The 21006-nt window shown below is 60.9% G+C and carries 17 protein-coding genes; 8 read left to right on the top strand and 9 right to left on the bottom strand.

Annotated elements, in window-relative coordinates; translation table 11 throughout:
• Nucleotides 1-18: 18 nt before the first annotated feature.
• The 7 genes from GLP43_RS11340 to GLP43_RS11370 all read left to right on the top strand — a co-directional run bounded on the left by GLP43_RS11340 (nucleotide 19) and on the right by GLP43_RS11370 (nucleotide 6574).
• A complete protein-coding gene (locus GLP43_RS11340; RefSeq protein WP_005853822.1) occupies nucleotides 19-489 on the top strand; it encodes an Lrp/AsnC family transcriptional regulator in 471 nt (156 codons plus the stop codon).
• Between the two features lie 401 nt (nucleotides 490-890).
• The gene (locus GLP43_RS11345; RefSeq protein ID WP_237279388.1) at nucleotides 891-1175 is read left to right on the top strand and encodes a hypothetical protein; all 285 of its coding nucleotides are present in this window, start codon (nucleotides 891-893) and stop codon (nucleotides 1173-1175) included.
• An 82-nt stretch (nucleotides 1176-1257) separates the two neighbouring features.
• Nucleotides 1258-1536 (top strand): hypothetical protein, encoded by a 279-nt coding sequence (locus GLP43_RS11350; RefSeq protein ID WP_237279389.1) that lies wholly within the window; start codon nucleotides 1258-1260, stop codon nucleotides 1534-1536.
• The gene (locus tag GLP43_RS11355) at nucleotides 1536-2999 is read left to right on the top strand and encodes a TolC family protein (RefSeq protein WP_237279390.1); all 1464 of its coding nucleotides are present in this window, start codon (nucleotides 1536-1538) and stop codon (nucleotides 2997-2999) included. The genes GLP43_RS11350 and GLP43_RS11355 overlap by 1 nt, the downstream gene beginning before the upstream one ends.
• Nucleotides 3000-3016: 17 nt before the next feature.
• The gene (locus GLP43_RS11360) at nucleotides 3017-4375 is read left to right on the top strand and encodes a multicopper oxidase family protein (protein ID WP_237279391.1); all 1359 of its coding nucleotides are present in this window, start codon (nucleotides 3017-3019) and stop codon (nucleotides 4373-4375) included.
• A gap of 45 nt (nucleotides 4376-4420) precedes the next feature.
• Entirely contained in the window at nucleotides 4421-5155 is a 735-nt protein-coding gene (locus GLP43_RS11365; RefSeq protein ID WP_237279392.1) for a copper-binding protein, read from the top strand.
• A gap of 120 nt (nucleotides 5156-5275) precedes the next feature.
• Nucleotides 5276-6574, top strand: coding sequence for a multicopper oxidase family protein (locus GLP43_RS11370; RefSeq protein ID WP_237279393.1), 1299 nt, complete (start codon nucleotides 5276-5278; stop codon nucleotides 6572-6574).
• Between the two features lie 121 nt (nucleotides 6575-6695).
• Here the strand turns inward: GLP43_RS11370 and GLP43_RS11375 are convergent, their stop codons facing one another.
• From GLP43_RS11375 to GLP43_RS11400, 6 genes are all read right to left on the bottom strand, one after another.
• Nucleotides 6696-8393, bottom strand: a complete 1698-nt coding sequence (locus GLP43_RS11375; protein ID WP_237279394.1) for an ABC transporter ATP-binding protein — start codon at nucleotides 8391-8393, stop codon at nucleotides 6696-6698.
• Between the two features lie 31 nt (nucleotides 8394-8424).
• Nucleotides 8425-9189, bottom strand: a complete 765-nt coding sequence (locus GLP43_RS11380) for an ABC transporter ATP-binding protein (RefSeq protein ID WP_237279395.1) — start codon at nucleotides 9187-9189, stop codon at nucleotides 8425-8427.
• Nucleotides 9186-11168 carry a Fe(3+)-hydroxamate ABC transporter permease FhuB gene (gene fhuB / locus GLP43_RS11385; protein ID WP_237279396.1) on the bottom strand — a complete coding sequence of 661 codons (1983 nt, stop codon included), beginning with the start codon at nucleotides 11166-11168 and terminating at the stop codon, nucleotides 9186-9188. Before fhuB ends, GLP43_RS11380 begins: the two co-directional genes overlap by 4 nt.
• Nucleotides 11165-11986: an ABC transporter substrate-binding protein gene (locus GLP43_RS11390; RefSeq protein ID WP_237279397.1), complete on the bottom strand. Its 822-nt coding sequence runs from the start codon at nucleotides 11984-11986 to the stop codon at nucleotides 11165-11167. The genes fhuB and GLP43_RS11390 overlap by 4 nt, the downstream gene beginning before the upstream one ends.
• A gap of 53 nt (nucleotides 11987-12039) precedes the next feature.
• Nucleotides 12040-14178 (bottom strand): TonB-dependent siderophore receptor, encoded by a 2139-nt coding sequence (locus GLP43_RS11395; RefSeq protein ID WP_237279398.1) that lies wholly within the window; start codon nucleotides 14176-14178, stop codon nucleotides 12040-12042.
• A gap of 102 nt (nucleotides 14179-14280) precedes the next feature.
• A complete protein-coding gene (locus tag GLP43_RS11400; RefSeq protein ID WP_237279399.1) occupies nucleotides 14281-15075 on the bottom strand; it encodes a helix-turn-helix domain-containing protein in 795 nt (264 codons plus the stop codon).
• Nucleotides 15076-15586: 511 nt separating this feature from the next.
• Between GLP43_RS11400 and GLP43_RS11405 the strand changes: the two genes are divergently transcribed.
• On the top strand, nucleotides 15587-16555 hold the full coding sequence (locus tag GLP43_RS11405; RefSeq protein ID WP_237279400.1) for an NAD(P)-dependent oxidoreductase: 969 nt from the start codon (nucleotides 15587-15589) through the stop codon (nucleotides 16553-16555).
• Nucleotides 16556-16638: 83 nt separating this feature from the next.
• Here the strand turns inward: GLP43_RS11405 and GLP43_RS11410 are convergent, their stop codons facing one another.
• The 3 genes from GLP43_RS11410 to GLP43_RS11420 are packed head-to-tail and all read right to left on the bottom strand — an operon-like array spanning nucleotide 16639 to nucleotide 20916.
• Nucleotides 16639-18069, bottom strand: a complete 1431-nt coding sequence (locus GLP43_RS11410) for an aldehyde dehydrogenase family protein (RefSeq protein ID WP_237279401.1) — start codon at nucleotides 18067-18069, stop codon at nucleotides 16639-16641.
• A 13-nt stretch (nucleotides 18070-18082) separates the two neighbouring features.
• Complete coding sequence (locus tag GLP43_RS11415) at nucleotides 18083-19291, bottom strand: mandelate racemase/muconate lactonizing enzyme family protein (RefSeq protein WP_237279402.1); 1209 nt, start codon at nucleotides 19289-19291, stop codon at nucleotides 18083-18085.
• On the bottom strand, nucleotides 19288-20916 hold the full coding sequence (locus GLP43_RS11420) for a GMC family oxidoreductase (protein WP_336885971.1): 1629 nt from the start codon (nucleotides 20914-20916) through the stop codon (nucleotides 19288-19290). Before GLP43_RS11420 ends, GLP43_RS11415 begins: the two co-directional genes overlap by 4 nt.
• Between the last annotated feature and the right edge of the window lie 90 nt (nucleotides 20917-21006).

Here is a 21006-nt window from a genome sequence, read left to right on the forward strand (position 1 = left end):
ATAGAAGGAATTGATGAAATGTCTGACCAAATGCGCTTTGACGACCGCGACCGGAAGATACTGGAGCTGCTGCAGCGCGACTGCCGCATCTCGAACGCCGACCTGGCAGAGCGGGCCGGCATGTCCGCCTCCGCCTGCTGGCGACGAGTGAAAGCGTTCGAGGATGCCGGCGTGATCGAACGCTACCGCGCGGATGTGTCTCCGACCAAGGCGGGCAACAGCTTTCAGGCGCTGGTGCAGGTGCAGCTTGCGCGTCACAATCAGGAAAAGCTGGCAGAGTTCATCAAAGCCATCGCGCATCGCGCCGAGGTGCTGGAATGCTATGCCACCACGGGACAAGCCGACTACCAAATGCGCGTCCTCTGCCGCGACATCGCCGCCTATAACCGCTTTCTCGAAGATTTTCTGTTCCGCCTACCCGCCGTAGAAAGCGCGCAAACCAACGTGGTACTACGCGAGATTAAACGGAATACGAGCATTCCGATGTGATTTCAGGCCACCGGCGTTTGGACACGTATTGCGTGTGACCTCAACACCGACCCTGCATTCTGCCAGATCGACGGTGAACCGCCCTCGTCTACGACTTGATTGCCGTTCGGCCACTTCTTGGTCTTGCACGGCGTCGACCTCCACCTGCTTAATCAGGCCCTTTGGTTCAACAAGACCGCGGCCGCGCCCGCCGGATTTCGACGCGTTTTTCCAATAGCGGCAAAATTTAATTGCAATCCTTCCAGCGCTGGACGCGTTGACAGACTGGGGGACTTGCGACACTGATATGCGTTATGCGTCCTTTGGCAAACATATCAAACCTCTGCCGCGTCCTTCTTGGCGTGGTTTTGGCGTGTGGTCTTTTGCTGCTCCCGCCATCGTCGGCTCATGCGCAAAACGGAATGCACAATAGCACGCAGGAAACGCATCACGGTGTCCACCAAGCGTCCCACAAAATGCCCTCGGCGGCTGCGGTGCAACAGGATGCCGCCGCGCTGCCCCACCACACCGAAGCGCCAGAAAGTTTCGAAGGTGATCCTTGTTGTGGTGGCATTTGCCTTACGATGGCGCTTTCCTCAACGCAGTATGTGAAGGTGACGTCGATCCAATCCGTCGACTTTATCCGTATTTCCCAGTCTGCGATTTCTGCCGTTGCTGCAGGGCAGCTGCGCCCGCCACGCGTCTAAGTTGATCCCGGCCGATTAGCGGCCTTTGCATCTGCGGCTTCGGGCTGCGGGTTAGATCAGCTTATTCTCAGGCAAAAAAACCATGAAATTACCTTTGATTGCAGGGGCCATGTCCCTGACCCTTGGGGCATGCGCCACGGCGCTCCCTCCCTTTCCTGACGTCACGTCTGCGTATGTGCAGCAACCCACGCCTCTGCCCGAGGTCGCCGCGATGACCGCCGCCGACAACCGCACGCGCGGTAGTGTTGCGACCGCCGGCGAACAGCCCTTTGCGGGTTACCGCCGTCGTGGCGTTGTTGAACCGCTCGATTGGCGGCGGCTGAACACCGAACAGGCACCTATGCAGGGGATGAACCACTGATGCGTTGGAAACTGAAAACCGCCGCCGTCATTACACCGCTGATCTTGGGTGCCTGTACGGCCCCGGTGCTGCCGGTGAATTACTCGGCCCGCGATGCTGGCTTCGCCGCTATTGAGGCGCGCACCTCCAAGGCCATCGGCAAGCGCACCGTCTGGGCGCAGTCGCAGGCCGAGACCGTCGCAGCGTCAAAGCAGGTCCGCGCTATGGTGCAGGGTAAAACAATCAATGCCGAGACTGCGGTGCAGGTCGCCCTACTGAACAACAAAGGGCTTCAGGCATCCTATGCGCAGATCGGCCTTTCGGCGGCCGAAGCATGGCAGCAATCCACACCGGAAAACCCTGTCGTCTCTATCGGTCTATTGGGCATCGGCGCACCCGAAGTCGGATTGTACCGCGCGCTCGAGAGCATGATCGCGGTGAACCTTCTGGACGCGCGCACCCGCAAACAGCGCATCGCGGTCGCCGAAGCAGAGTTCCAGCATGCGCAGATGCAAGCCGTCAGTGATACGCTGGCGCTGGCCAATGAGACGCGCGAGGCTTGGGTCAATGCGGTCGCGGCTTTTGAAACGGTCAGCTATCTGAAACGCGCGGCCGTCACCACCGATGCGGCGGCAGAACTGGCGCAGCAACTGGGCAAGACCGGTGCGCTCAACACAGCCGCGCAGGCGCGTGAACAGGCGTTCAACGCTGAAATGGCAGGGCAGTTGGCACAGGCGCGGCTGGACGCGCAATTGGCCAAGGAGCAACTGACCCGCCTTATGGGGCTTTGGGGGCAAGACGTGGCCTATTATGTGCCCGACGCCCTGCCGCGGGTGCCCAATACTGTAAACGGCCACAAGGGAATCGAACGGCTGGCGCTAGCCAATCGGGTTGATCTGGAAGTCGCCCGACTGGGCCTAGCTGCCACGGCCAAAGCCTATGGCCTGACCGATGCCACCCGGACCCTGACGGACCTCGAAGTCATCGCCGGAGCCGAGATCGAGCGTGAAGAAGAGAACGGAGAGATCGAGACCAGCGTGTCACCGCAGGTCGAGTTTGAGTTCGTGATCCCGATCTTCGACAGCGGCAAGGCGCGGCTGCGCAAGGCCGAGCTGAGCTATCTTCAAGCAGCCAACGTGCTGGCCGAGCAGGCTGTGAACGTCCGCTCCGAAGCGCGGGCGGCGGCAACGGCCTACCGCTCAAGCCACCAGATCGCGCGGCACTACTCAGACGTCGTGCTGCCCCTGCGCCGCACAATCGACGAGGAAGCACTGCTCAGCAACAACGGCATGATCACCAGCACTTTCGACCTACTGAACGACGCCCGCGAGAAGATCGCGAGCCAGCTTGAAGCAGCCAGTGCCAAGCGTGAATTCTGGCTGGCTTCGGCTGGTCTGACTGCCGCGATCTATGGCGGTGGCAGCGGCGGCGGTGGTGCCGGTGGAGAAACCCAAATCGCCGCCGGTGGCGGCGGCGGACATTGAGACAAGGAAGCAATCACATGATCAACAGACGTCAATTGCTGGGGGCCGGTGCTGCGGGTGCAACGCTTGTGTCCTCCAAAGCGTGGGGCCAGACCCTCAACATGGGCCTGCCCGAAGCCGCTGTGATGGACAGCGCCCTCACCCAATCCCCGACCCGTCCGACAAGCGGGCCGGATTATAACCCCGTGGTCACGCTTAATGGCTGGACCCTACCCCACCGGATGAACAACGGGGTGAAGGAATTCCACCTCGTCGCCGAACCGGTGGAGCGTGAACTGGCCGACGGTATGGTCGCGCGGCTTTGGGGGTACAACGGCCAATCCACCGGCCCCACCATCGAGGCGGTCGAGGGCGACCGGGTGCGCATTTTTGTCACCAACCGCCTGCCCGAGCATACAACGGTCCATTGGCACGGTCTGATCCTGCCCTCGGGCATGGACGGTGTCGGCGGGCTCAGCCATCCCGGCATTCCGCCGGGCAAGACCTTTGTCTACGAGTTCGACCTGACCAAATCCGGCACCTTCATGTACCACCCCCATGGCGATGAGATGGTGCAGATGGCGATGGGGATGATGGGCATGTTCGTGGTCCACCCCAAGGATCCCGACTTCATGCGCGTTGATCGGGATTTCCTGATCATGCTCAACGCCTTCGACATCGATCCCGGCACCTACATCCCGCGCATCATGACGATGACGGATTTCAATTTGTGGACTTGGAACAGCCGCATCTTCCCCGACATTGACCCTCTGGTCGTCAATCAAGGGGACAAGGTGCGGGTGCGCGTGGGCAACCTCACGATGACCAACCACCCGATCCACATGCATGGCTATGACTTCAAGGTCACCTGCACGGACGGCGGATGGGTGCCGGAATCTGCGCAATGGCCCGAGGTCTCCATCGATATCCCCGTGGGGGCCATGCGGGCCTATGAGTTCGTGGCCGACCACTTGGGCGATTGGGCGATCCATTGCCACAAGTCACACCATACGATGAATGCCATGGGCCATGACGTGCCGACGCTGATCGGCACCAACAGTTCCAACATGACACGTCAGGTCCGGCGCGTGCAGCCAGAGTTTATGCCCATGGGCACGGCGGGCATGGCCGATATGGGCGAAATGTCGATGCCCCTGCCAGATAACACCGTGCCGATGATGGCCGGTTGGGGGCCACACGGCCCGCTGGAAATGGGCGGCATGTTTTCGGTCGTGAAGGTGCGCCAAGGCATCGACGCGGACGATTACGAAGATCCCGGTTGGTACGAAAACCCGCCGGGCACCGAGGCGTATGAATGGACGGGCGAACTGCCAGACTTTGCGCAGAACCACAGCCCGAAAACCCAGATCACGCCGAAACCAACCTCCAAGGGCTAGGCGGCCCCCGGAACCAATGACACTTAAAAACATACAGGAAACACCATGAACAAACTTCTTATTTCGACCGCCCTCAGCCTACTCATCACCGCACCGGCCTTTGCAGCTGGCACCCACGGTGGCGGCCACGGTGATGACGGCCACGGCGACATGCACAACGAGATGGCCATCGGCATGCCCGGCAAGGCCGAGGCAGTCGATCGCACCATCGACGTGACCATGCGCGAAACCGACGATGGCGAGATGATCTTCGAGCCCGCCGAGTTCGATATCCAGAAAGGCGAGACGATCCGCTTTGCCGTCACCAACAAAGGCGAGATCGAGCATGAGTTCGTGATCGACACGATCGAGGGAAATGCCGAGCACAAAGAAGCTATGGCCAAGATGGACATGGAACATGACGATCCGAACTCGGTGCGCCTTGATCCCGGCATGGACGGCGAGGTGATCTGGACCTTTGCAAACGAAGGCAGCTTCGAATTCGCCTGCCTGATCCCCGGCCACTACGAATCCGGCATGCATGGCCCGATCACCGTGGCACAGTCCGATGATGCGCCCGAGGCACCTTTGGTCTACTCCACCGGGAAGATCAAAAAGGTCGACGCCAAGGGCAAGAAGGTCACCATCATCCACGGCCCGCTGGAAAACCTCGACATGCCGTCCATGACAATGGTGTTCAAAGCTGACGAAGCGATGATCGGCAAGATGAAGGAAGGCCAAGACATCGAATTCGTCGCTGAACGTGTAAAAGGCAAGCTGACCGTTACAGCGATGAAATAACCCAACGGTAGGGCCGGTCGTGTCTGATCGGCCCTACCGTTTCGACGCTTCACGACCAAGCACCTCCTTTGTGATCCGCTTCGCTCGGCAGCGACGATCATTTTTCCGAAAAGGCACGACATGAACAGAAGACAATTTCTCGCAAGCGTTTCGGCTGCGGCTATCCTGCCGATGCCAAGTGCCGCCGCTGCGGACCCTATAAAACTGAAGGCCGAGGCCGTCATTCGCCAGATCCTTCCCGACGGCGACGGCACCACCGAAATGCTGGGGTTTAACGGTTCGGTACCCGGACCCGAGCTAAGAGTGAAACGAGGCGCGCAGGTCTCGATCGAGTTGGAAAACGGGTTGAAGGAAGGCACCGCTGTCCATTGGCACGGCATCCGGCTTGAAAATGCGATGGACGGTGTGCCGATGCTGACGCAAGACCTGATCAACCCCGGCGACAGTAAGACCTATAGCTTTGTGCCACCCGACGCGGGCACCTATTGGTACCATTCGCACTACATTTCGCAAGAACAGGTCGCCCGCGGCATGATGGGCCCCCTGATCGTCGAAGACGACGTTCCCCCCGATGTAGACCACGACATCACCGTGGTCCTGTCGGATTGGATCATGAACGAGGATGGCAGCCTTGCGGACCGTTTCACCGACATGCACAGCGTCGCCCACGCCGGATATATGGGTAACTTCGCGCGCGCTTTTCTATCGCCCGCAGAGGTGAAACAGGCAGACCGCGTCAGGTTTCGGATCATCAACGCGGCCACCAACCGTATCTTCCCCCTGACCCTTGCAGGCGTCACTGGGTCGGTCGTCGCGTTGGACGGGATGGCACTGGACCAGCCGCGCGGCCTTTCTGACCTAATGCTCGCGCCCGCTCAGCGTGCGGACTTGATTGTCGATATCACTGGCCCCGTAAGCTTTGATATGTTGTCTGGGTCCGGGCCCTACCGACTGGCCGATCTGGCCGTGAACGGCAAGAATACGGACCGCAAGCCGGATCAGATTGTACCGCTTGCAGCGCCAGACCTGCCGGTGCCCGGCGACCACACTCAGCACCTTACGCTGACCATGATGGGGGGCGCTATGGGTGGGCGACATGATGGCACAAACATCTGGTCTTTCAACGACGTCTCGGACCTGCCCGACACGCCCTTTGCCGAAATCAAACGCGGCGAAACGGTGCGGATCACCCTCGCCAATGATACCGCTTTCCCGCATGGCATCCACCTGCACGGTCACCACTTCTACGAGCTGACCGCCGACGGCAGCCTCGGAGATCTGCGCGACACGACGCTGGTCGCTGCAGGCGAAAGCCGTGATGTCCTTTGCGTGTTCGACAATCCGGGCCGCTGGTTGATCCATTGCCACATGCTAAGCCACGCCATCGGAGGGATGCGCACATGGGTGCAGGTCGCATGACACAGGACGGGCGGCTTTCCTACACTTGTTTAGCAGACAGGCCAGCGTCTTGACGGCCCTGACATCGTCGCGCGCTGGTAATGCCGCGATGATGTCAGGAATCATACTTGGATCGGGCGCTTTATGTCAGCCGCGCGTAAAGGCCATTGCGCGTGCGCAGGCTGTCGTGCGTTCCGGCTTCGACCTTGCGCCCTGCCTCCATCACGATGATCTGGTCGGCATGTTTCACCGTCTCAAGCCGATGCGCGATAATGAGGGTGGTGCGGCCCTTTGAAAGACGCTCCAACGCCTGCTGGATATCTCGCTCCGTCTCGCGATCCAGCGCCGATGTTGCCTCGTCCAGGATCAGGATCGGCGGGTTTTTCAGGAACGCGCGGGCAATGGCGACGCGCTGTTTCTGCCCGCCCGACAGCATGACACCCCGCTCCCCCACGATGGTTTCCAGCCCCTCGGGCAATGCGGCGACCAGCGCGCCCAACTGGGCATTCTCGACCGCGGCATCCAGTTCCGCCGCCGTGGCATCGAGTTTTCCGTACAGGATATTCTCGCGCAGGGTGGACCCGAATAGGAACACATCCTGAGAGACCAACCCGATCTGAGAGCGCAGACTGTTCAGGGTCATATCCGCAATGTCGATCCCATCAATCGTAATCCGCCCGCCGGAAGGGTCGTAAAACCGCGGGAGCAATGCCAGAAGCGTTGTCTTGCCTGCACCCGACGGCCCGACAAAAGCCACTGTCTCACCGGCTTTGGCGGTCAAGGTGACGTTGTGCAGGATGGGCAATGGGCTGTCATAGGCAAACGACACATCTTCAAAAGCGACCTCGCCTTGCGTGACGGTCACTGCGACAGCATCCGGTCGATCGCTGACATCACGGTCGGTCTGCAACAGTTCGGTGTAGCGTTGGAAACCGGCGATACCGCGGGGGTAGGTTTCGATCACAGCGGCGATTTTTTCCAGCGGACGGAAAAAGACGCTGACCAGCAGCAGGAAGCCGACAAAGCCGCCCGTGGTCAGCGACCCCTCCAGCACAAAACCCGCGCCCGCCACCATCACCACAACCTGCACGAAACGCAATCCCATGTAATGTATCGCGCTTGCTTTCGCCATGATCGCATAGGCCGACAGTTTGGTCCTGCGATAGGCCGCGTTGTCGCGCGCGAACAACGTTTCTTCGTGACCTTCATTGGCAAAGGCCTGCACGACCCGGATGCCGCTGATGGCTTCCTCCAGGCGCACGTTAAAGGCCCCCACGCGCGCATAGATATCGCGCCAGGACCGTGTCATGCGCGCCCCGTAAACGGCCACGACCCAGACCATCAGGGGCACGATCACGACCGTAATCAGGGCGAGCGTGACATGCAGATTGATCATCAGCACAAAGGCCCCGACAAAGGTAACCACCGCGATAAACAGGTCTTCGGGGCCGTGGTGCGCGACCTCGCCTATTTCTTCAAGGTCGCGGGTCACGCGGGCGACAAGCTTGCCGGTACGCGCACGGTCATACCAGCGCCACGACAGCCGCGTCAGATGCGAAAAAGCGCGGCGGCGCATCTCGGTCTCGATCTCGATCCCCAGACGGTGCCCCCAATAGATCACCACCCCCATCAGGGCGGTGTTGACCAGATACACCAAGAGCAGCCCAATCGCGGCCAGTATGGTCAGCCTCAGATCGCCAAGCGGCAGCAGGTGATCTATGAAGGCGGTGATGGCAAGCGGGAAGGCAAGCTCCAGCAAGCCGGACAACACGGCAGAGCCGAAGTCGACCCAGAACAGGCGCGTGTGGGGACGATAGTATTCGAAAAATTGGCGGAGCATAAGGCTGGCTTTCGGATGAATATGGTCGGGGTCAAATCGGATGAACGACCGGGCTGGGCTTTGTGTCGATGACCTGCATGGGCAGTCCGTAGATCCGCTGAAGCGCGTCCGGGTCAAGCAGGCAGTGCGCCGCGCCTTCAAGCGCCACGCGCCCGGCATCCAGCGCGATAACATGGTCGCAAAAGCGCACCGCCATATTCACGTCATGCAGCACCACCACGGCAGAAAGCGACCCGGCGTTGACCGTTTCACGCAGCAGCCCCAGCACTTCGATCTGATGGGCCACATCCAGCGCCGAGATCGGCTCATCCAGCAGCAGGCTACGCGCCCCCTGCGCCAGCATCATCGCTATCCACGACCGTTGTTTTTCCCCACCTGACATGGTGTCGACCATCTGGCCGCGCTTGTGCTCCAGACCACATTGAGCAATCGCGGTATCAATCATAAAGCGATCCTCGGGGCCCAATCGACCCAAGGCTCCGCGCCACGGGTACCGGCCAAGCGCGACCAGCTCCTCCAGCCACAGCCCTTCGGTCGGGGGTGTCACCTGCGGCAGAAACGCCAGATCGCGGGCAAAATCCCGCGGTTTCCAGTCCCTCAGGTCTTGGCCGCCATATTGGATGGTTCCAGCGCTCGGCCGGGTTTGCGCGGCGAGCATTTTAAGCAGCGTTGATTTGCCCGACCCGTTGCGCCCGACAAGTGCCGTGATCCCCGGATTGATCGCCAAGGAAAGATGATCGACCAGCCGCCGCTTGGGTACGTCAAAGCAGACATTTTCGAGCGTAAAGAGGGTCATGCGTGTCTCCGTCCGAGCAGGGCAATGAAAAGCCAGGGCGTGCCGATCAGCGTCGCGAAAAGCCCCAGCGGCAGGTCGTAGGGGTAGCTGGCGGTGCGCGCGCCAAAGGCCGCGAGGCTCATTAGCAATGCGCCCAGACACCAGCTGGCCGCCAGAAACGGCGCAGGGCGCAGCAGGCCAAGGCTGCGGGCGATATGCGGGGCCATCAGGCCAACGAAACTGACCGGGCCGACCAGCACGCTTGCCGCGCCAGTGGCCAGCCCTGCCGCCAGCACAACGGCAAGCCGCACGGTGCCAAGCGACAGCCCCAGACCCTGCGCAACACCCGATCCCAGCGGCAGGATGTCGAACCAGCGCGACAGCAAAAGCGCCGCGCCAAGCGCCGCCACCGCCATTCCGGCAAGCGCCATCGCCCCTGCGACCGTGACCCGTGTAGCGCTTCCCGCAAGCCACCCCAGCAGGGACCATGCTCTGGGATCGCCTGACGCCATGATCGCTGCCAGAAGGGCCGAAGCGAAGGCTCCGATCGCCAGCCCCGCCAGCAACAGCCGCGCCGGTGCCATATCACTGCGCGCCGCATAGGCGGACAGGATGATCAGCGTCGCCGCCGCCCCGCCCGAAGACCCGAGCGCCAGCGCCACTGGCGACGGGGCAGGCAGCAGGAACAGCGTTGCCGCATAGCCAAGCGCGGCCCCACCGGTCACGCCCAGAACCTCGGGCGCGGCCATCGGGTTTGCCGTCACCCGTTGCAGCGCCGCCCCCGATAGGGCCAGCAGCGCTCCGGCAGCGGCAGCCGCCAGAATGGCCGTGGCCCGCAATGGCACGAAACTCGCCGCAATCGCGCCCGATATCACGCCCCAGCCCTCGGGTCCGCGGGTGCCAAACAGGCTCAGCACGGCAAAGGCGACCGCCGCGCTGGCCAGCAGAGCAACCCGCCGCCACGGGTGCCGCGCGCGCGGTGGCAGGTTGTCGTTACGCTCGGCCTCAGGCGGGACAATGTTGCGCAATCGCGGTAGCAAAGCGATCAAAAGCGGCCCGCCGATCAGCCCAGTCAGCGCGCCCGTCGGCAGATCTGGCAGCCCGAAGGCGGCAAGCGCCAGCAGCGCGCTGTCCACCAGCCACAGCAGCAGCGCGCCCGCCAGCGGCGCGGCCAGCAAGACCTGCGCAACGCTGCGCGCGCCCAAACGCCGTGCCAAGGCTGGTGCCGCCAGCCCGACAAACCCGACCAGCCCCACCTCGGCAGAGACCATGGCAGAGAGGAAAACCGCCAACGCCAGCGCCGCGACCCGTATCGCCCCGACCTGCGCCCCAAGCGCCTTGGCCGTGGCCCCGCCAAGACTTAGGACAACCAACGGCCGCACCAGCAAGGCGGCCCCCGCCGCCCCCAGGACCAGCACCACAGTCAGTCGGATTACCCCGTGCCAACTGTCTTGCGAAAGCGACCCGCCGTTCCAGATCACCAGCGACAGCAGGTAATGCCCCTGCCCCAGCGTGAGCGCCGTAGAGATGGCGGAGGCAAGCATGCCCACCAGCATTCCCGCGATGGTGACCGTAACAGGCGCAAAGCTACGCCGCGCGCCAAGCGCCATGACAATCAGCGCTGCAAGCCCGCCTCCGACCAATGCGACGGGCCCGGGACCAAGGGCGAGCATATTCGGCCATAGCAGCGTGGCGCAGACCAGCGCCAGCTGTGCACCCGAGGCCACGCCAAGGGTCGTCGGATCGGCCAGCGGATTGCGCAACACCGCCTGCATCAAAGCGCCGGACAGCCCCAGAAGCGCCCCGATCAGCAGGGCAATCACCGCCCGCGGCATCAACCCGAAGGCAAAGAGGATCTGTTCGGGCGACAGGTCTTGCAGCCCTGCGACGGGCAGCACCCATTGCGCAGCGGGCAATGCGGCAAGTGCAGCGATGGTCCATAAACCAGCCGCGCCGATGGCGGCCACAAGGGGTAGTGTCAAAAAGGGCGGTCGGATCATGCGGCTTCCAGCGCGGTCACAAGATGAGCGGCAAAACGCAGCCCGGAAGGCGCGCCGCCAAAGGGCATCTGATCGGGCAGATACGACACGCGACCCGCCCGCACGGGCGGCAGCGCGGACCAAAGCGCGCTTTGGCCAATCGCGCGCCGTGCGGTCACTGGCAAAGAGCCCGCGATGACCAAATGCGCCTGCTGAAAATCGATCAATCTGGACAGAGGGACCGGGGCATTGAACCCGAATTCAGTATCGCCGCCCCACGCATTTGTAAGGCCGATCCGGCGAAGCGCTCCGCCATACAGGCTGTCGGTGCCATAGATCTGCACATGACGTGCATCCCCCACCGTCATCACCACAAAGGGTCGCGCGGCAAAGCCTGTCACCCGTGCGCGCAGCGCATCGAAAGCGGTCTCAAAGTCCCGACGCACCCGGTGGCCAACATCGCCGCGGTCCAGCTGTATTGCCAACGTCTCCAGCGCCGACAGCGCCTTGGGCAGCGCCGGTTCGGTCGGGATGAACATATTTTGCGTGAACACCGGAGCAATACGACCCAACTGCGGTTCAACGAAACTGTAGAAATTTGACGACAGGATCAGGTCAGGGGCGACAAGGCTCAGCGCCTCGAGGTTGGGGCTGCCGCGCAACCCGACATCCGCACAGCCCGGCGGCAGCGTCACCGCCGTACCGCGCAGGAACTGACGTTTTTCCGCCACGGCAACCAGCGGCAGGTCGAGGGCGGCAGCGGTTTCCGCCATCGCCCAGTCAATCGCGGCGAGGCGCGATCCCCCCCAACCGCGTGCGCCGCGCGCACGAGATGCCACAAGAGCGCAGGCTCCTGTGGCAATGATCGCGCGGCGCGTGAGGGCGATGGGTTTTACCACTTCTTGGACAGCGTCGCAGAGATCGTGCGCCCGTCGCCATAGTAGGTCGAGAAATAGCCCACCGACGAGACATAGGCTTCGTCTGTCAGATTGGTCACATTGACCTGTAGCTCGGTGCCGTCATCGAAGTCATAGGACACAGCCGCATCCAGCAGCGTCACAGAGTCGAGCTGATTGGCATTGGCGTTGAACGCATAGCGTTCCCCGATGAACCGCGCGCCTGCGCCCACGGTCAGCCCGGCAAGCGGCCCGCCCTGAATCTCTTTCGATGCCCAAAGCTTGAAGGTATGTTTCGGGGTCAGCCCCAGTTCGTTGCCATTGTTGTCACCGCCGATGATCTCGCTGTCGGTAAAGGAATAGCCGCCCATCACGCTCCAGCCGTCGGCCAGATTGGCACGGCCTTCCAGCTCAATCCCGCGGATGCGGGATTTGCCGACCTGATCATAGGCCCGCACCCCGGCCCCATTCTGTACATAGACGGGGCGGTTCTTTTCTTCGAGCTGATAGACCGAGGCCGACAAATAGGCATCAAGGGTGGCGGGCAGGTATTTCGCGCCAACTTCCCATTGCTCGCCCGTGGTCGGGTCAAGCGCTGTGCCCATATCGCCCGGCTCTGCAAAGCTTTGGAACGAGGTGCCATAGGACAGATAGGCCGACACGCCATTGTCCCAGACATAGCCAAGGCTTGCCTGACCGGTGGTGGCGCTGTCGTCGCGTGTCAGATCAACGGTGCCGGGCGTGCCGCCAGAGCCCGGAACGGTGTAGAGCGTGTTGGACTGCCCTTCGGATTTGTTTCGATCATGGCGCAGGGCCAGACCAGCGCGCCAATTGCCATATTCGATTTCGTCGCTGGCGTAGATGCCGACCTGTTCCACGGTCACGTTTTTGTTCGCATACCAGCTTGCCCCGTCGCGCACCGGCGTGACCGGGCTGTAGTCTGGCGCGGCAAAATCAATGCTGTCCTGACCATAGTAAAACACGCTGAGCGCAGATTCTTCGAACCGGCTGGCGTCGATACCAAAGGCCAGATCATGCAGCACACCGCCGGTCAGCGCCGAGCCTTCAAGCCGCAGGTCCGTGGCATAAGACGTCACATCTTCGTCTTGCAACAGCTGTGTGCGCGCCACATCGGTGCCGGTCACGCCGCCGACAGAAAGGTTGGAATAGGACCAGTCGAATTTCGTGACGCCCGTGTTGCTGACCAGCCGCCAGCCATTATCGAACGTGTGGGTGACCTGCGCGCCCAGATTAAGCACCTTGCGGTCGCCGTATTCCAATGCCTCATTGCCAAAGTAGAAGTCGCGCAGGTCTTCGTCGGAACGGGTGCCGACCAGCCCGTTGGGCACGCCCGAGGGGGAATCCGGGTCGTCATCCTGATAGGACAGCAGGAACTCCACCGTCGTCGCATCGGTCGCCTGGTATTTCGCGGCAAAGCCCAGATAGGCCCCGGGGTTGTCGTATTCATCGATCCCCAGAACGCGATTGCCCGCCTTGCCGACGATGCGGTAGGCAAACCGGTCATCGACCACGCGGTTGGCATCGCCAAAGACATAATAGGACCCGTTGCCATCCGCATGCAGGCCCAGCTCGGTCGTGTCGCCATCAGATTGCGCGCGTTTCTGGATCAGGTTCACCAGCCCGGCGGGCGACCCTGCCCCGTATAGCACCGAATTGGGGCCGCGCAGAAGCTCCACCCGTTCCATGCCATAAAGATCAAGCGAGGGCGCGCCATAGTTCGGACGCGTAGAGCGGCTGAATTGCAACCCGTTGAGGTAGATCTGGTTTTGCAGGTCAGCCCCGCGGACCGAAATTGAATCAAACCGCGGATCGGCCCCATAGGCTTCGGTCACGACACCCGCCGCATAGCCAAGCGCCTCTGACAGATTGTTGGCGGCCGTATCCTCGATCTGGTCGGTGGTGACCACCGTGACGGAGGACGGCGTTTCCAGCAAGGACCGCCCGCTTTTGGTCGACGCCGTGGTGCCCGCGGCATAGCCCACCACCGGGCCGGTCGGGTCTTCTTCGGACTGGATGATGATCTCGCCCAGATCGACGGCGTCCTGCGCCGTCGCCACACCGGCAGACAGGGCCAGCGCGCTGGTTCCCAGCATCAAGAAAAAGGTGAACTTCATGGATATACGTCCCGCTGCTTATTTTTCCGAGTATTTAACTCAGTTATAAGGCGACGTCTTGAACACATCCGCCGTCATTTGTCCCAATCCGCTGTAAACGTATCACTGAATATCGCGTCGCCACTGCGATGGCGGCACCCCGACAGACCGGCGAAAGACCCGTGACAGATGGGCCTGATCGGAAAACCCGGTTGCCGCGGCGATGTCGGCAAGGGGGCGTCCGGGGTCGGCCATCATCTCCTTGGCGGCGACGACGCGACACTCGGCGATCCAGCGTTGCGGCGACAGACCCGAGGTTTGCTTGAACGCGCGGCTGAACCAGCTTTCGGAGAGCCCCGCCAAATCGGCCAGTTCGCCCACACCGACGGGGCGAAATATATTCTGCGCCATGTACTGCCGAACCGCCGTCATATGCTGAGGCGACAGCCCGCCGGACGCAGGCAGGCTGTTTTGCACTGGCGGGTCCATCACTGCGCCCAAAAGGGATTGCAGCAGGCCTTCCAAGACCATCGTCCCGCGTTGAGGGGTCTCCACTTCGCGGGCCGCCAGACGGCCAAGGGTCAGCAACACGCTATCCTCCGGCGCAAACATCACGCGGCGGGGCAGCTCTGATACGCCGATCGCACCAAGCCGTGTCTGCAATGCGGCCGCATCAAAATGGAAATCGATATGGCTGAGCCTTTGGGCCTTGCCGAGCCTGCTCCACAACGGGGTGCCCGCCGGTACAAAGAAAGCCCGCGTTCCGAATTGGGCCGTCGCCCCCTCGCCCGTTCGAAGCGCGATCAGCGGCGGGCTGTCATCCAGAAAGACGACAAGGCGCGGATCGGGTGCGGTGTAATACCCGCCACCGCCTTGGTCCCCGTCGACATGCCAGACATCTGCGATAGCCCCTGACAAGGGCCGAAACCGCAAGGGCTTGATTGTGCGTAGTTTCTGGGTCTGCGCCTCCATACGCGGGACGAAGGCCTGCGGCGCGTGTGATGGGGATAAAGAGGCGGGTGGCATGATGTTGCGAAGGCGCTTTTGAATTGGGATCGTCATTTTCTGACAAAATTACTAAGGAACGTCAATGGGACTGATATCACCCGCAAATTTTCCGACGACAAAGACCCGAATACAGCAAGGAGGCTGATCCCCATTGCCCCACCCACCTCTCTGACCACACAACGACCCTTTGCCATTCTGGCAAGCCTGCGTCGATCCTATCCGTCTGTCCCTGAAACCCCAGAAATACCACGCGAACCGTCTGTCATCCCAAGGGCACCCCTTGCCGCAACGCGGCACTTTGAGACACGCGGAACCCTTAAGTAATACACACCCAAAGCCGTTGAATTAGTTACTTTATACCAAGCCCCCCATCGCTAAACATCGATCTGAAATGAAACAGCTTTTGAGAGATTGAATTGATATGAGAATGGGGTTTGTAGGGCTTGGGAATGTCGGCAGTAAACTTGCGGGCAGCTTGTTGCGCAACGGGTTTGACCTGACCGTTTGTGATCTTAACCCCGAACTGGTGGCCACTTTTGTGGCCAAAGGGGCAAAGGCTGCGGACACGCCGGCGGACCTGATGCAATCGTGCGATGCCGTCATCACCTGTTTGCCATCCCCACAAGCCTGCGCTGCTGTTGTCGAGGCGATGCTGCCCTATGTTGACGACACGAAAACCTGGATGGAAATGTCCACGACAGAAGCCACCGACGTGAAACGCCTTGCCGCGCTGGTCACAGAAAAAGGCGGCTCTGCCATCGAATGTCCTGTATCGGGTGGGTGCCACCGTGCCGATACGGGGAACATCTCTATTTTTGCTGGCTGTGATCGTGCGACGTTTGAACGGATGCTGCCGACGTTGACGACGCTGGGTCGCCGTGTCCTGCATACCGGTGAGATCGGATCGGCGTCCACGTTGAAGGTGATGACCAACTATCTGGCAACCGCCAACCTGCTGACCTGTTGCGAAGCGCTGGTAACGATGAAGGCCGCGGGCATCGATATGAATACGACCTATGAAGCGATGAAAATCAGCTCTGGTACGTCGTTCGTACATGAAACCGAAAGCCAGCTGATCCTAAACGGGTCGCGCGACGTTTCCTTTACGATGGACCTGGTGAAAAAGGACATTGGTCTGTTTCAGGCCCTGGCCGAAGCTGCGCATGTTCCGCTTGAGATCAGCCCACTACTGGTTGAGATTTTCGATGACGGTATTGCCAAATATGGCGAACGCGAGCTGTCCCCCAACATTATCCGCCGCCTCGAAGACGCGACAGGCCTACAGATAACGGCCCCCGGCTTTCCAGCGGAACTTGTCGACGATGAACCCGAAGAGGCCGGGTATGAGGTTATTCCGACCGGCCTGACGAAACCCGCGTTGGCCAGCTGAGCCAGAGCGGCCCAACCAGATGAACGTTAACGAAAAAACGGCGCGGTGTGATCCGCGCCGTTTTTGTTTTCGCGTTCCCTGCCTTACACTGCGAAAGGCGGACGCACTTTGATTTCGACGTAATCCTCAAGGCCGAACAAGCCCCCTTCACGCCCGTTGCCGGACTGCTTGTACCCCCCGAACGGTGACCCGTAGTCTGGCCCGCGCCCGTTGATCTGGATTGTGCCAGCCCGCAGACGCCGCACAACACGCCCCACGCGCGCCTCATCACCGGATTGGACATAGGCAGCCAGCCCATAGTCGGTGTCATTGGCCATGGCGATCGCGTCTTCTTCGCTGTCAAACGGGGTGATGACCAGAACAGGGCCGAAGATTTCCTCGCGCGAGATCCGCATGTCCTGATCGACGTCATAAAAGATCGTGGGCTTCACATACCAGCCGTCTTCAAAGCCGTCGGGCTTGCCCAGACCGCCGACCAGCAGCTTGGCACCTTCATCAATCCCGACTTTGATCATCTCTTGCACGCGATCGTATTGAATCTTGTCAAACAGCGGCCCGATGTGGTCGCCCGGTTGTGTAGGATCGCCAACCTTTTGGGCCTTGCATGCCGTTTTCGCCAGACCCAGAACCTCGTCATAACAGCTGCGCTCTACAAGAAGACGCGTCGGCGCGTCGCAGGACTGGCCCGTGTTGTAAAAACAGCCCTCGACGCTTTCGGCGACGCGTTTGGGCAGGTCGGCATCCGCGAACACAAGGTTGGGTGATTTGCCGCCAAGCTCAAGCGTGACACGTTTGATGTCACTGGCCGCATCCCGAGAGACGGCAGTGCCCGCGCGGGTCGAACCGGTAAACGACATCATGTCGATATCGGGGTGCTGCGACATGGCGGAACCGACTGATGGCCCATCCCCCTGCACAAGGTTGAAGACACCCGCAGGGTATCCGGCGGCCTCGACAATCTCTGCATAGATTTGCGCGGAAATCGGTGTGTGCTCTGACGGCTTGAGAATACAGGTCGCGCCCGTGGCAAGGGCTGGGACCACCTTAAGCGCGATCTGGTTGATCGGCCAGTTCCAAGGCGTGATCAGGCCACACACCCCGATCGGTTCGCGGGTGATGATATCGCCGTTGGGCAGAACCTCTTCCTCTTCCATCGCCTCTAGGGCCTTAATGAAGTGGTCCAGGTGGCCAAGCCCGGCGTCGGCCTGAACCTCTAGCGACATTGTCGCGGGCGCGCCCATTTCGGATGTCATCGCGGCGGCCAGATCACCCAACCGGGCTTTGGTTTCGACGCGCAGCTTTTTCAACAGCGCAAGACGCTCTTCTTTCGTTGTCATCGAAAATGTCTGAAAAGCGCGTTTGGCAGCGTCAACCGCGCGGTCGACATCCGTCGCGTTGCCAAGGCTTACAGTGCCGATTTGCGACGCTGTGGCAGGGTTCATGATGGGCATTGTCGCATCAGAAGCGGGCTCGACCCAAGCGCCATCAATGTAGAATTTATTGAGTATCAGCATGAGGAATCCTTTGTCATGGTGTGATAGGTGTTTGCGCCATTTCAAGGTGAAGCGCGTCCCCCTCGTATGGCAGTTTTGCGATTGCGGCGTCGTCAAGCTCTAGCCCCAAGCCGGGTGTGGTAGGAGGAATGACATAGCCGTCTTCCCATGTGATCCCGCCTTTGACGGCAGACATATAGGGCCCGTCAAACGTGCCGATGCTTTCGAGGATCAGGAAATTCGGGGTACAGGTGGCGATGTGAATGTTCGCAGCGGCAACAATCGGCCCGCAATAAAGATGCGGCGCGATCTGGGCCGACCGTGTTTCCGCCATCGATGCGATTTTTTTGGCTTCCAGCAGCCCGCCGACGCGCCCCAGATTGATTTGCAGGATCGACGCCGCGCTGACCTCAAGCATGCGGGCGAATTCGTGCTTGGTGCACAGACGCTCGCCGGCGGCGACGGGGATGGATGTAAAGGCCGCCACTTGCGCCATATCGGACGGGTTTTCGGGCGGGATCGGCTCCTCGAACCAAAGCGGATCATAAGGTTCAAGCGCGCGCGCCATGCGTTTTGCCCCCGAAACGGTGAATTGGCCGTGGGTGCCAAACAACAGGTCAGCACGTGTCCCTACGGCTGCACGAATCTCCCGGCAGAACGCGGCACTTAGTGCGATGTCATCCAGCCCGGGCTGGCGACCATCATAGATCGAAAACGGCCCTGCAGGATCGAATTTCAGCGCGGTAAACCCTTGGTCCACCATGCCAAGCGCCACTTCGGCAGCAATGGCGGGATCATTATAGGCATTGGGCGTGTCTGGGTCGGGATAGACATCACCGCTTGCGGGATAAATGTAGGAATAGCTGCGCAGACGGTCATGCACGCGCCCGCCAAGCAGTTCGTAAACCGGTTTATCAGCGGCCTTTCCGACGATATCCCAGCAGGCCATTTCCAAGCCACTGAACACGCCCATCACGCTGACGTCTGGCCGCTGGGTGAAGCCCGCGCCGTAGGATTTGCGGAACAAGGCCTCGATGTGGTGAGGGTCTGCCCCGTCAAAGTGGCGGGCGAACATATCGCGGGCCATGGCGCAGCAAATCTCAGGGCCGAAGGTAGCATTGTAAATTTCGCCAACGCCGGTGATCCCGCAGGCCGTCGTCACGCGGACAAAGATGAAATACCGACCACCATGTCGCGGGGGTGGGTTGCCCACCACAAAAGTCTCTAGCGTTGCAAGTTTCACGAAGCATCCTCCAAGATCAGATCGGCAGCACGCATGGCCAACATCAGTGTCGGTGCGTTTGTATTGCCAGAGGTAATATTAGGAAAAGCAGAAGCATCCACCACACGCACGCCGGCCACCCCATAGACCCGCAAACGTTCATCCAAAACAGCCGTCCTATCATCCGCGCCCATCCGGCAGGTGCAAGATGCATGATACACGGTCGACGCACGCTGCTTGAAATCACCCAGCAAGCCGTCGTCATCCAGCGCCATCAAGTCCGGTGCTTTGGCTTTGGTTATCACGGCTTTCAAGCTGTCTGCCGCTGCGAACTGTTGAAGCACCCTGCCCGCCTGAACCGCCGCGCGCTTGTCTTCGTCGGTAGACAGCGAATTGGGTTGGATGCTGGGTGCCACCTGCGGATCGCTAGACGCGATCGCGACGTGCCCCCTGCTGGTCGGTCGACAGGGCTGTGCCGAGATCTGAAATCCTGGCGTGCGATCCAGCACCGTCTTGCCCGACGGCGTCATCGCATAAGACGCAGGATTGAAATAGACCTGCATGTCCGGCACGCGATTGTCAGCGGCAGAACGGACAAACCCGCCCACCTGATTGACCGGAACAGACAAGGGGCCACCGCGTGTAAGAAGGTATTTGGCCCCCATGCGCAGCCTGCCCAATGTCCCGCCCAACTGCGTGTTCAACGTGGGTTTGGACGCGCCGAACTGGTAGGAAATGGCCAAATGGTCCTGCAACCCCTGCCCCACCTGCGACAAGTCGCGTACCACCGGGATACCGTGAGACTTCAACAATGCCGCCGGACCAATGCCCGACAACTGCAGCAGCTTGGGCGAATTGATCGCGCCAGCACACAAGATGACCTCTTTGCGCGCGGTGATCTGGCTGGTTTTGCCCCCGCGCACGAAGGCTGCCCCCGTCACCTGACCGCCCTCGACCGTCAGCTGGGTAACATCGGCGTTGCGGATGATCGCGAGGTTCTGACGTCGCTTTGCAGGCCGCAAGAACGCGTCCGCCGAGGACCACCTGAAGCCGCCGCGCACTGTACTGCGGTAATACCCGATGCCATCGGACCCCTCAGCATTCAAGTCAGGAATGACGGTATGGCCTACGTCCCGACATGCGTCCAAAAAGGTATTCGAAAACGGCATCATCCTGTCCGACAAATCCGACACCCAGACCGGACCGTTGCCGCGCGTGCGACGCCCCGTCGGGGTCAGTTCAGAGTGGGTTTCCAGCCGGTCGTACACGGCACGCACGTTTTCCCAGTGCCACCCCGCGGCCCCTGACTGCGACCAATCGTCAAAATCCTGCCCCAGCCCTCTGATGTATGTCATCGCGTTGATCGAGCTTGACCCGCCGATCAGCCGCCCTCTGGGCCAACTGATTGAACGGGCATTCAGCCCTGCGTCGGCCTCGGTGCGATAGCCCCAGTTCACATGCGGATTGGCGACGTTAATTGCATAGCCCAAAGGCACCTTGACCCAGAACCGCGCATCACTGCCCCCGCTTTCAAGCAGCGCAACGGTGAACCGGCCGCTCTCTGATAGGCGGTTTGCCATGACGCAACCGGCAGACCCCGCACCGACGACGATGTAATCAAATTCATAATTATCCAACGTGTTCACCCGTTATTCCAAGTGCCGCCATAAAGAGCGGACCACGCGGGCCCACGCAAACAAACAAACTTGCGGCTTAGGGCTAAATTTGATTGGGCA

Origin of the sequence: Sulfitobacter sp. M39, assembly GCF_021735935.1 — a bacterium.
GTDB lineage: Bacteria > Pseudomonadota > Alphaproteobacteria > Rhodobacterales > Rhodobacteraceae > Sulfitobacter.